Below are 14655 nucleotides of genomic sequence, written 5' to 3' on the forward strand. Positions count from 1 at the left end.
TTATCATGAGCCAACAAAAACAAGAAAAGTCGCTAAAAATACTCGTTATTATGGATCCGATCGAGCGGGTTAATTATAAAAAAGACACCAGTCTCGCTATGATGTGGGCCGCTCAAGACCGAGGCCATCAGCTCGGTTATTGTCAGATTCAAGACCTGTGGTTGGACCGTGGTCAGTTGATGGTTGATACGCAGCCACTGACAGTAAAGCGTGATCCTGCAGATTTCTATACGTTGGGTGACAAAGCAACAGGACCAGTGGGCGACTATGACGTGATTTTGATGCGCAAAGATCCACCGTTTGATATGCGCTTTATCTATGCCACTTATATGCTTGACCATGCCAAAGCAGCAGGCGTGCTCGTGGTCAATGACCCACAGGCGATTCGCGACTGTAATGAGAAGTTATTTGCGACATGGTTTAGCGATCATATGAGCCCAACGATTGTGACTAGCAAACAAGCACACATTCGTAAGTTTATCGCTGAACAGCAGGACGTCATCGTCAAGCCATTAGATGGTATGGGCGGTACGGGCATCTTCCGTTTGACTGCTGACAGCCCAAACATCGGAGTGACGTTAGAGGTACTGACTGAGCTCGAGACTTTGCCCATTATGGCGCAGCGTTATTTGCCAGAAATCAAAGAGGGCGATAAGCGCGTATTGATCGTCGATGGAGTCGTGGTAGATTATAGTTTGGCTCGTATTCCAACGAAAGGCGAGACCCGTGGTAATCTAGCAGCTGGTGGTAGCGGCGTTGCCATGCCATTGACTGACATCGAACGCCAAGTAGCAGAAGTTGTGGCACCAATTGTCAAAGAAAAAGGCCTAATGTTCGTTGGTCTAGACTTGATCGGTGGGCGCATCACTGAGATTAACGTTACTAGCCCAACATGCGTACGTGAGATTGATGACCAATGCGGTACAGATATCGCAACCGACTTTATCATGGCGATTGAGAATAAATTTACTGCGTAGCTTTAGCTATGTTCAGGAAAGTTTTGAGTTCAGGAATATTTTGACTACGTAAAACCCATATTTTTAGGTATTGTTAGTCATTGATTTTCCTTACCGTTTATTAGCATTACACGACGCCAAGCTATGACCGATCATGGCTTGGATTTTTGTTATTTTTGCTGCATAAAGTACTGTATATAAGACAATGATTTCCTCTATACTATGCGGGCTTTGGCTAGGTCATTATTTTTTATAATTGTCACTGCAGCAGTGAGATAAACCCTTCATATAAATAAAGTAAAGATAGGCAGGCGTTCATGAAAACACCGCATATATTGATGATGGCAGCTGGTACGGGCGGGCATGTTTTTCCAGCGCTTGCAGTGAGCGATGAGTTGACCCAGCGCGGTGCGGTAATTCATTGGTTGGGAACGCCAAATGGTATGGAAAACGGCTTGGTTGAGCCGACAGGTTATCCTTTTCATGCTATTAATATGCAAGGGCTTCGTGGCAAAGGCGTTGGTCGACTATTGAAGCTACCAATGACTCTGCTATCCGCGACGATGGCAGCCGTAAAAGTGATTCGTAGTAATCAGATCGATGTGGTCGTTGGGTTCGGTGGTTATGTCACTGCACCTGGCGGTATCGCTGCGCGCATGACTAATACGCCATTGATTATCCATGAGCAAAATGCCATCGCTGGCATGAGCAACCGCTACTTATCCAAGCTATCGACCAAAACATTACAAGCGTTTGAAAATACCTTTGCCAATAGTCAGCAAGATGCCAAGCTTGAGACAGTGGGCAATCCTGTGCGTAATGCCATTACTGGTGTCGCAGAGCCAACGGTACGCTACGATGTAAATGACAGTTCACCACTTAAACTGTTGGTAGTAGGCGGTTCACTTGGTGCTCAGGTATTAAATGATACAGTACCAAAAGCATTAGCATTACTAGATCAACCATTTGAAGTCCTACACCAGTGTGGACGCAACAATGAAGCAGCCACACAAGCGGCTTATAGCGAGCAAAACCTAAACAACCATCAGTTTACTGTACAGCCCTTTATCAATGATATGGCTGCAGCTTATAACTGGGCAGATATCATCGTTTGTCGCGCAGGTGCGTTGACCGTGACCGAGATTCAAAACGTCGGCATCGCCGCTATTTTTGTACCGCTACCGCATGCAGTGGATGACCATCAGACGGCCAATGCCCGCACGCTGACCTCGCATGATGCTGCAGTTTTATTGCCGCAGTCAGAGCTAACTGCCAAGAGTCTAAGTGATGAGCTTGGCGCACTCAATCGAGAGAAGTGCTTAACGATGGCAAAAAAAGGCCACGCATTGGCCAACCGTAGTGCGAGTAAACAAGTTGCTGATATCATTTGGCAAGCGCTATAGTCTGTCGCTCATACCCCTTATTTGAATTTACTAAGTTTTATTGACCTTTAATAAAGAGAGATCCTTATGCCTACCTCTGCGAAAGCTCTACCTAAGCGTTTGATTGAAATACCAGAAATGCGCCGTATCCAGCATTTGCATTTCATCGGTATTGGTGGCTCAGGCATGTGTGGTATCGCTGAGGTGATGAACAATCAAGGCTATCAGGTTAGTGGTTCTGACATCGCAGAAAGCTTGGTGACTAAACGATTACAGCAGATTGGCATCGAGATATCGATAGGCCATGACTCCAAAAACATTGCCAATGCCGATGTTATCGTTGTTTCTTCAGCGATTGATCGTAGCAATCCTGAGGTAAAAGCGGCACTTGAAGCTCGCCTGCCAGTAGTACGCCGCGCCGATATGCTTGGTGAACTAATGCGCTATCGTCATGGTATCGCGGTTGCTGGCGCGCATGGCAAAACGACAACGACCAGTTTGCTAACCACAATGATGGCAGAGGGACAGCTAGATCCTACTTATGTCATTGGCGGTAAGTTAAATGCGTCAGGCAAAAATGCGGCATTGGGTAGTAGCCGTTTCTTGGTAGCAGAAGCTGATGAGTCTGATGCATCATTCTTGTCATTGCATCCGATGGCCGCGATTGTGACCAACATCGACCAAGACCATATGGAAACCTACGAAAACAGCTTTGATAAATTAAAAGCCGCTTATATTCAGTTTCTACAAAACATGCCGTTTTACGGTCTGGCAGTGGTTTGCGGTGATGACCCTGAACTGTATGCAATGATCGATGATATCGGTCGTCCAGTATTGACCTTTGGTCTTGAGCCGTTCAATGACGTGCAGGCTGTAGACTTGGTGACAGAAGGGACTAAGACTCACTTTACCGTATTGCGCCGTGACCGTGACCCATTACGTCTAACGTTGAACATTCCTGGTACACATAACGTTTATAACGCGCTTGCTGCCATCACGATGGCGACCGATGAAGGCGTTGATGATGCAGCGATTGAGCGCGCCCTGCAAAAATTTGAAGGCGTGGGTCGTCGTTTTGAGCAGCATGCTTCTGTCGATATCGATGATGGTAATGTCTTATTGATTGATGATTATGGTCATCATCCTAAAGAAGTCGATGCGACCATCAAAGCCGCTCGTCAAAGCTTCCCTGATCGTCGTTTGGTGATGCTATTTCAGCCACATCGTTATAGCCGTACCCGTGATTGCTACGATGATTTTGTAGAAGTGCTATCGAGTGTTGATGAGCTATTATTATTAGATGTTTATTCAGCAGGTGAGAGTCCGATTACCGGAGCTGATACCAAGTCACTAGCGCGTAGTATCCGTTTGCGCGGTGAAGTTGAACCGACTATTATTGATAAAGACAATCTAGCTCCTGTTATGCAGCGTTTGCTAAAAGCTAACGATATGCTGATTACCCAAGGCGCTGGTAATGTCGGGCAGATTGCTATCGATTTGGCTGCCAATAACCTTTATATTAAGTAAGCTAAAATTTAGGGACGATCCTCATGACAACTGATAATAAAGACAATAATAGCACTCAAAATGCAGCTATCAATGATACATCTTTAGACACGACGACTCATGCAAAAGATGCCAGTCAATTTGGCAAAGTAGCCGTTATTTATGGTGGCAGTAGCAATGAGCGCAGCGTGTCTTTGGACAGTGGTGCGGCAGTATTGCAAGCACTACAAAACCAAGGCGTTGATGCCACTCATTTTGATCCAAAGCATCAAGACATTACTGAGCTACGCAAATATGACCGCGTGTTTAATGTGTTGCATGGTCGTGGCGGCGAAGATGGCTTGTTGCAAGGCGTATTACAGTGGTTTGATATACCGCAAACTGGTTCAGGGATTCTGGCGTCTGCACTAGGTATGGACAAAGTACGTACCAAGCAACTGTGGCAAGGTTGCGGCCTCTCAACTGCACCATTTTCATTATTGACGGCTGGTACTGACTGGCAGCAAGTGGTTAACATGTTAGGTCTGCCACTTATCATTAAACCAGTTCATGAAGGTTCAAGCATTGGCATGACCAAGGTTAATCATCTTGATGAGCTGCCTGCCGCTTATGCAACTGCAGTGGAATGTGGTGATGCGGTGATGGCTGAGCGCTGGATTACAGGTCGCGAATTTACGATTGTGATTATCGATGATGAAGCCTATCCAGTTATTCGCCTTGAGCCTGCTGATATCACTAATTTCTATGATTTTGAAGCCAAGTACAATCGCAACGATACCAGTTACTACATTCCCTGTGGATTGAGCGCTGCTGATGAAAAGCACTTGCAAGATTTAAGCCTTGCGGCATTTCGTGCAGTAGACGCAAAAGGCTGGGGGCGTATTGACGCTATGCAAGACGAAGCAGGCAATTTTTGGTTGCTTGAAATCAATACTGTACCAGGTATGACCAGTCACAGTTTGGTGCCGATGGCAGCTAAAGCTCGCGGACTAGATTTTGACGCGCTATGTTGGCATATTTTGGCACAAACGCTATAGCTATCAAATCAACTAAATTAAGCAGATAGTGATGACTCTTTGTGTCACTAGAGCTGCTATACCACAGCTTCATGTAAACTTGTGTAAATTCGCTGCTGCTAATTAGTGTTTGGCTATTGTTTAACCATAAAATACGTTAATATTGTAAGAATAGGTCTATTTCGGTGATATTTATGTTTTTTTGTGAATACAGCTGATAACTTATTCATAATTTAAGAAAAATGTTACGTTTAAATCAACGTAATCGCTGTATATAAGCTATATTTTTAACAAAATTTGATAACATATCGACTTAATAAGCTTCTGCCAAAAATACGCAGATTTATATCAATAAATAGCATGATCAGTTTTATGCAAATATAGGGACAAAGGTCGTTATGGCTCAAACTGTCAACGAGGTAACTGACTTGATGAGTGATAAAGCCGGTCGCCCAAAATCTAAGATCCAAATACCAGCAACGGTAAAGTATCTATTTATGGTACTGGTTTTAGGCTTGCTAGTGCTAATATTAATGATGGGCGGAAAAGCGCTGCGTGATGCACCGCCAGCAAATATTTATGTCAGCAATCAAGGTTTGTCTGCTGCTCAATATCGCTCATTGCAAGACGTGATGGAACAACAACAAGTAAGTAGCTTCTTTACTTCTGATTTGCAAGCATTGCGAGACATTACGATGGGCTTAGCTTGGGTAGACCAAGTGAGTATCTCTCGTGATTGGGAACGTGGTATTGTCGTCAACGCATTACCCAAGCAAGCAGTTGCTAATTTTGGTACAGAACGTTTGGTCGATGCAAAAGGGGCGGTGTTTGTTCCTGCTGATAGTAGAGATTTAACACAAGAGCGTTTTGCCACCTTGCAGGGTGAGATGTCTCAAGCACCAGTTATTATGCAACAAATGCAGCAAGTTAATGATTGGTATGCACCGCTTGAGATGCAGGTCGAAGATATCATTCTGTCACCGAGAATGACTTGGCTAATCCGCTTTGACAATGGGCTACGTGTGATTGTAGACAATGAAAATACGGCACAAAAACTACTGAATTTAAGCCAGTTGCTTGGCAATCAGTTAAGTACGCGTCGAGATGACATGCAGTCTGTAGATTTACGATACAAAAATGGCTTTACCATTGCTTGGAACGTGACACAGAGTGCTGAATCAGAATAGCCTAAGTAAGCACTACATCTATGCATAACCGATGTGAGCTAATACGGTTTATTTAGTTTGAAGAAAATATGTACAACATCATAGCGTATTAGTAACGCTTTTTTTAATGATTTAATAGAAGAGCATCACTTGCTCTTCTATTTAGCGATAATTTGTCTGGTACCATGAAAAATAATGAAAATCTGGTTGTTGTCCATCTAAGTGCCACGGCAGTATATGTCGTCATAGGCAATGTTGTCTCTGCAAAAGACATTCGTATTTTGGGCGTAGGACAAGTTAAAAACAGCGATTTTTATCAAGGTCAAATAAAGCATCGTGAACGTCTGCAAGGTGCTATCAAGCAAGCCATTCAAGAAGCAGAAGACACCGCTAACTGCCGTGTGCACAGTGTTTGGTTAACCCTTGCGACCCCTGAGCTATCTAGCAAAAACAGTGCTGGAGAAGTCAAAGTAGAAGATGAAGTCGTACGTGCCAAAGACATGGTACAAGCATTGGCCAATGCAAAATCGCGTGATTTATCATCTGACTATTATTTGATGCATTGCTGTCAGCAAGGTATCTATGTCGATGAGCAAGATTTTATGGTGGATGATGTCATCGAGATGATGGCACACAATATCACCGTAATGTACCACATGATGATGATGCCTGTTGCCAGCCGTCAGAATATCCAAAAACTATTGCAAAGTTGTGACGTCGGCATTGATCATATTGTTTTCGATGCAGTGACCAGTGCTGAGTACAGTTTGATGACTGAGGAACGCCAGCAAGGCGTTTGCTTAGTAGATATCGGTGCTAGCACGACCAGCATTTGTGTGTATAAAGAAAATAAGCTGATTTTTACACATTGTATAGCAACAGGTAGTCATGAAGTGACAATGGATATTTCAGCTGATTTTGGTATTTCCATGATTGAAGCTGAAAAGCTGAAGAAGTCTCATGGTACAGCTGATGTCAATAGTGTCGATCCAAGCGCCTTCTTTTTATTCAAGCCTCAAGGATCGGGTGACGAAATCAATATTGGCATCTATAACTTGGCACGCATTATTGAGGCTCGTTACGTTCAGATATTTACTGAAGTAGCGCGTCAATTACACGAAGCAGGTTTGATAGGCTATATCGATAAAGGAATTGTGTTGACTGGCGGCGGTAGTACGATTAAAGGTATGATACCCTTTGCCAAAAAGCTACTAAAAATGCCTGTTGTATTGACCAATACTCATCCTGCTATCAGTGCTTATAATCATTTCGATAATGATGAGTCGTTTAAGCTACTAAATAGTCAAGTGAATGACCGTGCTTATCAGACGGCTTTTGGTACGTTGTTATATAGCCAGAGTGAGCAATTCCGTCGTAGTGAGAAAAGTGAACCTGAAGCGATTCAAAACAATCGAGTATCAGGCGTGTTTCGGAGCGCGGGTCAACGGTTTGCAAATGTTTTAAAGAAAATACTATAGACCTGTTTAATATCGTATCTGGAGCATCTATACATTATGGAATACCTCTAAGTTGATTAAGCAAAAAATAAAGTAACATTGCGAATAAATTAGTTTTAAAAATAAAGTAGTAAGTAATAATGACATATTATTGTCTATACTGATCGATTTTAGCCATACCCTGTTTTATTTAAATACATTTATATATAGTATGTCGATAGCGCGCCACATTAGTGCGTTACTATGTATCGACTTACACGCTATCTGCAACTGGAGAATCTTTTTTATGTCAAAATACACCATGCCAGATGATAATCAGCTTCAAAACAATGGCCAAGCAAGCTTCACTGTATTCGGTGTTGGTGGCGGCGGCGGTAATGCAGTTGAACATATGGTACAGCAAGGCATCAGAGGTGTAACGTTCGTTTGTGCCAATACAGATAAACAAGCGCTAGATCGTCTTACTGCACCGCACAAACTGCAATTAGGTGCAAAAACGAACCGTGGTCTAGGGGCAGGCGCAAATCCAGAAGTGGGTCGTGAAGCAGCAGAGAGCGAAGAAGAAGCGATTCGCGCATTGCTTGAGCACTCAGATATGGTATTTATCACTGCTGGTATGGGCGGCGGTACTGGTACAGGCGCAGCGCCAGTTGTTGCTCGTATTGCGAAAGAAATGGAAGTACTAACAGTTGCGGTTGTGACTACGCCATTCAAATTCGAAGGTGGTAAGCGTATCAAAGCTGCTAAAGCAGGTATTGAGCAGTTGACTAACTTTGTTGATTCAATTATCACGATTCCAAATGATAAGTTGATGAGTGTATACGGCAACATCTCTATGCAAGATGCTTTCAAAAAAGCGGATGATGTATTGCTGCATGCCGTTCAAGGTATTGCGGAAACCATCGCTAGCGAAGGTATGATCAATATTGACTTTAACGATATCCGTACGGCGATGACTGCTAAAGGTCATGCGATGATGGGTATTGGCCGTGCCAGCGGTGATGATCGTGCGCGTCAAGCAACTGAAAAAGCCATCAGATCACCACTACTTGATGATTTGCGTTTAGAAAATGCAAAAGGTCTACTGGTTAACGTTATTTCTTCAGAGTCATTATCACTAGATGAAATGAGCAAAATCAGTGCAATAGTCGAAGAAATTACTGATATTGATGACGCTCATATTTTCTACGGTTCTGTGATTGATGAAAAAATGGGTGACGACTTACATGTAACTGTCATCGCAACTGGCTTAACGTTAGACGAAAATGCAGGTCAAGAGCCAGAAGTAGTAGAGCAGCCAGTACCTTCTGTTAATAGCACGCAACCTGTCGATCCTAACGTGCATACCAGCGCTTTAAACAGTCAGAAGCAGTCACAAGCTCAGCAGTATCAAGATACCGTTGCACGTCCTAGCGCAAGCGCACCTCAAGAGCAGCCTAAGACTAAAACAAACAGTATCCAAGACTATTTAAAGCGTCAACAGAATAAATAGTACTTCTAATTTACTGTGAGTAAGAAAAAGCCAGCGTTTTAACGCTGGTTTTTTTGTGGTTAAGGAAAAATGAAACGTCTTGTATAAGAAAAATTATGACAATTTTCTATGTAATCTATATGTATATGATTGTCGAAACGTATATGAGCCTCGTTGTTTTATAGCATTAGGTAGGCCATATAAAGTAAAAATCAGCAATAGAATATTGACGATAAGTGTTATCAATCAAGGAGATAAGAAAATTAGCGCTTTTTATATATAGCGAATAAGGGGTCGGTAATGGTACACTATGTCAATTGTAACAAAATATGTGAGAAGACAACCATGAACCAAAGAACCATAAAAACAGCAATAGCCGTTACGGGTACTGGTCTACATAGTGGTCAGCCTGTTGACTTGGAGTTTCATCCACAGCCGATTGACACTGGTATTGTTTTCGAGCGCTCTGACATAGAAGGTAGTCAACCAATCCCAGCGAGTGCGTTTTTAGTACAAGACACGATGATGTCATCGAACTTAGTATTTGGCGGTACGCGAGTGGGCACGGTTGAGCATCTGCTTAGTGCCATCGCTGGTCTAGGAGTAGACAATCTGTTAGTTCGGGTCTCTGCTTCAGAGATACCAATTATGGATGGTAGCGCTGCGCCTTTTGTTGCGCTCTTACTAGATGCAGGATTTTGTGAGCAAGAAGCGGCCAAAAAGTTTATTAAAATTATACGTCCAGTACGAGTAAAGCTAGAAGATAAGTGGGCAGAGCTACGTCCTTATGAAGGGTATGAATTAAATTTCGAAATTGATTTTGATCATCCTGCGTTTGATAAGAACTTTCAGCATGCACAGTTGCAGTTCTCTACACAGAATTTCATCGAACAATTAAGCACTGCGCGTACTTTTGGATTTTTACGTGATATAGAAGCGCTACGTCAAAATAATTTAGCACTTGGCGGCAGTATGGAAAACGCCATCGTTATCGATGATGCCAACATACTTAATGCAGAAGGCTTACGTTTTAACGATGAGTTTGTCCGTCATAAAATTTTAGATGCTTTGGGAGATTTGCATCTGATTGGTTACCCAATTTTAGGTCGTTTTAACGCCTATAAGTCTGGTCATGCTCTAAATAATTTATTAGTACGTGAAATACTATCTGACGAAGATAACTTTGAAATTGTAACTTTTGATGACAATGTAACCTGTCCTATCGAGTATTTACCGCTTAATGATTTGGTTATTGAAGGATAAATACAGGAATATACAGGAAGTATCGAAACATTTACGCAATATTACATAGGAAGCCCATAATTACATTTATATAATATGCTATATTTTGAATATATTATCTATATGATTATATGAATTTTCTGTTAAGGCATATAATACAAAAGCTGTAGATGGTTTTTAAGTCCTTCGTTAGCTATATCCATAATCTGGATGTAACTAACGAAGGATTTTTTTCATCTGATACATTACAAAAATCCATCTTTATCAATGCCATCGCCTGCTCTTATTTACATAACTTTACATTTAACGCTCAGTATTTTTAATGATTAATCAAACGCAAAAGAGCTTTTTTGAGATTTTCATCAGTGGTGACATGCTCTGCGGCCTGTGATATAGTCCGTTTTGTGTTCTGGCTAAGCACCTGATTTTCATTGGCTTTACGAGAATTTGGTAAGTGCAGTGATGATGTTGATGATTGTTTAGATGAATAATTATCGGCAGAGCTTTTAGCCACAACGACGCGAATTTGCTTGAGTTGTTTAAATGTAATTGACTGCTCTGTTAGTATTTGCAAATACGAGCTATGTAAATAGCGAATATGATTTGCTGCTGTCATTGAGCTAACACTTAATATCAACTGCTCAGGTGTTAAGCCTACAACCCAACAGGTATTGAGTATTTCTTCAGGTAGACAGTCTACTAATAGCTCTTTTATCTCGTTGGTTGCTTCTATATATAGTCGCATGTTGTTAGCAAGGGTTTGAGGTAGCGCGCTACCAGCAAATGCTTGATGATCTATAAGCTGGGCAAGCCGATTAGGCTGTTTTTTTGACATCGTAAGTACTCATCTAATAGGTGACAAACTCGATACTCATAACAGACATGCTAAAAGCAATATATAGCAGATGGCTTATAAGATAGTTGACTAGGTGGGAAGTACTACTGGCACTAGTCACTATTTGAAAAGAATGAACCGTTGTAATAGGGATTTTATCACGTCTATTTGATGATTATATCCTCTAAATTAATTGATGCTTCGTTACGGATGACGAGCAGACTTGTATTAACAATAGGTAGTAAATTTATGAAACAAGCTTTATTAATTTTGTCAGTATTGGGAATGGGTATCGCACAGACGAGTGGTGCTGCCGAAACAACCTTTCAACCAAATAATACCTTGAGTCATACCATCACAAATATTTCTACTTCTGCGAACTATGGTTCTAGTCGCAACATCTATAGCACTAACAGTGGTGCCCATGTATATAGCAACGATGAGATTAGTCAAGCAATTGACAACCTAAGCGCTCATGCTAAGCAAAAAGAATATCAGCTCGCTTCACTGACCAGTCGTTTGTCTTACGAGCAGCGTCAGCAGCAAGCAAGCCGTGTACCTGATCGCAACTCTGCTCCTGCTATTGCAGCAGCAAATGCCTCTCGCGTCGCTCTATCTAGAAGCTCTGGTTACTGTGCTCGCTATGTACGTAAAGCATTACAATCAGCAGGTTACGAATTTACGCCTAACCCTTCAGCCTATCAGTACGCTTCTCGTGGCACGCTAGCTCAAGCTGGCTTTACCAAGATTAGTAACGACATGGCACCACAAGTTGGTGATGTCGTTGTCTATAACCGTACGTCAAGCCGTCCACATGGTCATATCCAGATTTTTGATGGCAATGACTGGGTGTCTGATTTCCGTCAAAACAGCATCAGCCCATATAGCGGTAATTACAGCTATACGACATGGCGTGATTCGCAGTATGTTGATGATGCATCAGACCGTGGTATCTACCTTGCGATGGCTGACAAATAAACATCAGTTAAATGAAGTAAGTATCAGTTAAATAAGACTAAAGTTTTCTCCAAACTCAGTAATGCTCTTTATGACATTACTGGGTTTTTTTTGTGCTTTAAATAATTATATCTAAGAATAGCTATATTTAAATGAGTGCAGCTCCTATAAACGAATCAAAGCTCAAATTTTGGCCAATAGTCGCGATTGTGAAAATCAGGAGGGCAGGCATGGCTCGAGGCAAAGTATAAATCAGTTTCGCCAAACCATAGGATGACACAAGGATGTATTTGTTCGATCATCATGTTTGCAATAGCGTATTGTTGATTCGGTAGTTGAATTATAGGCAGGCTAAAGCTGCGCTCATAATGAGTAGGTGTCTGCACTACCATTGGATTTTTAGATAAATGGCTTTCCCCTGATATATCTGCTAGCTTTTTACAGTTACGCCAATTAATAGATGCGCGCGTGGTTCCGTCGGTTTCATACAACGGTACTGGCGGTAGTGCCGCAGGGTTACGATAGTTTTCAAATTGATAAAGTGCATAACGACCATCAGGGCTAGTATTGATCTCTATATAAGCGGTTGCTTGCTGAAGTGGTATCTTGTGAGGTTCTATCTGGTGAGTTGCTACGATATCTTCGTCATCATTCTTACAGCCCGCAATCTTGCTGCCAGCAATAAAGCATTCAAGGCACGTTTCTTCCCATAGGTAATCAGTGAAATTTACTTGAGTTTGTTGCCATGTTGACCAATTGAGTTGGTTTGCCAAAGTTTGGCTAGGCAAAGTCACTTGATAGGTCAGCACTAGTTGCAAAGCTGGTTGCTGGATGATCTCTGCACTTACTTCGATAGAGATATTCTCAAGCGCTTCTATAGACACGCCTAATTGCTGAGCGTTTTTCGCTATCGTCTCTGTGGCTATAGAGAGGTTAAAAGATTGGTTCATTATGAGTACATCTCGACGGTAATAATAAAGAGGTGATAGTGACAAGAGAAATCATACTGATTAAGGACACTAATACTATATGGTAAGTATAACCGAGACTATCGGAAAACATAAAAGCCGCGAGCAAGAAGCGTCGCGGCCTTTGTATTTCATTATCATTTGGCTATGATATAAGTGAACATAAAACCCAGTCACTTAATTCCAGTCGGTTATGACATGTTACTGTGCGTGACGTGCTAGGTTAGACAGTTTTGGGTTGGCATTTGGGTTTTTGCGTAGTAATAATGCCATACGACCAATAGAATGAACCAAAGACGCATTAGCCGCTTTAGCAAGTTCAGCGCCAACGATATCACGTTCTTCTTTCGTGCCAGCAGGCAATTTCACTTTGATAAGTTCATGATCTGTTAGCGCGCGATCGATTTCTTCAGTGATGGTTGGAGTAATACCCTTGTTGCCGATCATAACGATAGGCTTTAGCTCGTGACCGATGCCTTTTAGACGTTTGATGGTAGCGTTATCGAGTTGCATAGAATTCCTAGGTGTTGGTAAAAATAAAAATGGTACTGTCAAAAACAGTTATTGATCATTATAGATAATCTGTGACCATCTTGCATGAGATCAGCAGGATTTTGCACGATTTTACGTGACGAAAATGTTAAACTGAATGTTTGGTACATTATAAACGCTACTGCCTTATAAAACAGTTATTTAACCAATAGAATTTGGTCAGTTTGCAACCAACCATGAATAAAAAATCTGATTAACACTGTATTTAGAATAATCCGCAATGGATTAATATCAGTTTGTAAGTGATAGAGCAATTAAAGCAGCTAGATTTAGTAAAGCAATAGGAGCAGGTATTTTGGCCACGCGTATCGAAAACAAAAAACTATCAAAGAGCAGCAGTGCTTGGATGAAAGAGCATATTGACGATCATTATGTACAGAAAGCTCAGAAAGATGGCTACCGTGCCCGTGCCGCTTATAAATTATTAGAGATTAATGAAAAAACCAACCTGATCAAAAAAGGCATGACGGTCGTAGATTTGGGCAGTGCGCCTGGTAGCTGGTCACAAGTCGCTGGCCGATTGGTAGGTGACGATGGTATCTTGATTGCCTCTGATATTTTGGCGATGGATACCTTGCCTGATGTGACCTTTATTCAGGGTGATTTTCGTGAAGCTGAAGTGTTTGACGCTATTATGGCAGAAGTAGGTGATAGGCAAGTCGATGTCGTATTGTCTGACATGGCACCCAATACCGCTGGGAACAGTGCTATCGATCAGCCACGTATGATGTACTTATGTGAGCTAGCAGTGGACTTCGCGCTTGCAACCTTACCAGAAGGTGGCGCACTTATTATGAAAGTGTTTCAAGGCGAGGGTACACAAGAATTACGCAAGCAGATGCAGCAGGATTTTAGTAAGATTCGTAGTATAAAGCCAGGTGCGTCACGACCACGCTCAAAAGAGATGTTTTGGATAGCGATTAAATAGTTTTAACATCAATAGGTTGCTGCTCTTGTAAGCATGAGGGTAAACCACCATAAAGTGTTATTATCGCGATACAAAAGCTGCGTCAATTGTTAAATGAATAATCGTGAAACCTGCTTGAATTATGCGGGTTAGCACCACATATCATGGTATATTACCTTTGTTTTTAGCATACGTTTTAGGCAAAGTCGTCTGATAATAAGCGTTTTACAAGCTCAATAA

At 41.9% G+C, this 14655-nt stretch carries 13 protein-coding genes; 10 read left to right on the forward strand and 3 right to left on the reverse strand.

Translation table 11 applies throughout. The annotated features are described in order from the left end of the window. The first annotated feature begins 5 nt into the window (after positions 1 to 5). From gshB to lpxC, 8 genes are all read left to right on the forward strand, one after another. Positions 6 to 977 (forward strand): glutathione synthase, encoded by a 972-nt coding sequence (gshB, locus tag QL886_RS11400; RefSeq protein ID WP_290178778.1) that lies wholly within the window; start codon positions 6 to 8, stop codon positions 975 to 977. Between the two features lie 296 nt (positions 978 to 1273). Continuing rightward, positions 1274 to 2359 (forward strand): undecaprenyldiphospho-muramoylpentapeptide beta-N-acetylglucosaminyltransferase, encoded by a 1086-nt coding sequence (murG, locus tag QL886_RS11405; protein ID WP_290178779.1) that lies wholly within the window; start codon positions 1274 to 1276, stop codon positions 2357 to 2359. Positions 2360 to 2425: 66 nt separating this feature from the next. Further along, complete coding sequence (gene murC / locus QL886_RS11410) at positions 2426 to 3865, forward strand: UDP-N-acetylmuramate--L-alanine ligase (protein WP_290178781.1); 1440 nt, start codon at positions 2426 to 2428, stop codon at positions 3863 to 3865. 23 nt (positions 3866 to 3888) lie between these two features. Beyond that, positions 3889 to 4881 (forward strand): D-alanine--D-alanine ligase, encoded by a 993-nt coding sequence (locus tag QL886_RS11415; protein WP_290178782.1) that lies wholly within the window; start codon positions 3889 to 3891, stop codon positions 4879 to 4881. Between the two features lie 377 nt (positions 4882 to 5258). Beyond that, positions 5259 to 6047, forward strand: a complete 789-nt coding sequence (locus QL886_RS11420; protein ID WP_290178783.1) for a cell division protein FtsQ/DivIB — start codon at positions 5259 to 5261, stop codon at positions 6045 to 6047. 164 nt (positions 6048 to 6211) lie between these two features. Next, positions 6212 to 7504 carry a cell division protein FtsA gene (ftsA, locus tag QL886_RS11425; RefSeq protein ID WP_057761435.1) on the forward strand — a complete coding sequence of 431 codons (1293 nt, stop codon included), beginning with the start codon at positions 6212 to 6214 and terminating at the stop codon, positions 7502 to 7504. A 265-nt stretch (positions 7505 to 7769) separates the two neighbouring features. Continuing rightward, entirely contained in the window at positions 7770 to 8975 is a 1206-nt protein-coding gene (ftsZ, locus tag QL886_RS11430) for a cell division protein FtsZ (protein ID WP_290178784.1), read from the forward strand. A 324-nt stretch (positions 8976 to 9299) separates the two neighbouring features. Then, on the forward strand, positions 9300 to 10217 hold the full coding sequence (gene lpxC / locus QL886_RS11435; protein WP_290178785.1) for a UDP-3-O-acyl-N-acetylglucosamine deacetylase: 918 nt from the start codon (positions 9300 to 9302) through the stop codon (positions 10215 to 10217). 298 nt (positions 10218 to 10515) lie between these two features. On the opposite strand, the gene QL886_RS11440 is transcribed toward lpxC, so the two are convergent. Further along, positions 10516 to 11031 (reverse strand): hypothetical protein, encoded by a 516-nt coding sequence (locus QL886_RS11440; RefSeq protein WP_290178786.1) that lies wholly within the window; start codon positions 11029 to 11031, stop codon positions 10516 to 10518. A 249-nt stretch (positions 11032 to 11280) separates the two neighbouring features. Here QL886_RS11440 and QL886_RS11445 point away from each other — a divergent pair, with 249 nt between their 5' ends. Continuing rightward, on the forward strand, positions 11281 to 12009 hold the full coding sequence (locus QL886_RS11445) for a CHAP domain-containing protein (RefSeq protein WP_057761430.1): 729 nt from the start codon (positions 11281 to 11283) through the stop codon (positions 12007 to 12009). 155 nt (positions 12010 to 12164) lie between these two features. On the opposite strand, the gene QL886_RS11450 is transcribed toward QL886_RS11445, so the two are convergent. Next, a complete protein-coding gene (locus QL886_RS11450; protein WP_290178787.1) occupies positions 12165 to 12938 on the reverse strand; it encodes a hypothetical protein in 774 nt (257 codons plus the stop codon). Between the two features lie 219 nt (positions 12939 to 13157). Further along, positions 13158 to 13469, reverse strand: a complete 312-nt coding sequence (locus tag QL886_RS11455; protein WP_057761426.1) for a YhbY family RNA-binding protein — start codon at positions 13467 to 13469, stop codon at positions 13158 to 13160. A gap of 334 nt (positions 13470 to 13803) precedes the next feature. Here QL886_RS11455 and QL886_RS11460 point away from each other — a divergent pair, with 334 nt between their 5' ends. Next, positions 13804 to 14436 carry an SAM-dependent methyltransferase gene (locus QL886_RS11460; protein WP_057761424.1) on the forward strand — a complete coding sequence of 211 codons (633 nt, stop codon included), beginning with the start codon at positions 13804 to 13806 and terminating at the stop codon, positions 14434 to 14436. Positions 14437 to 14655: the final 219 nt, after the last annotated feature.

This window comes from Psychrobacter sp. APC 3281, assembly GCF_030407815.1.
Classification (GTDB): domain Bacteria; phylum Pseudomonadota; class Gammaproteobacteria; order Pseudomonadales; family Moraxellaceae; genus Psychrobacter.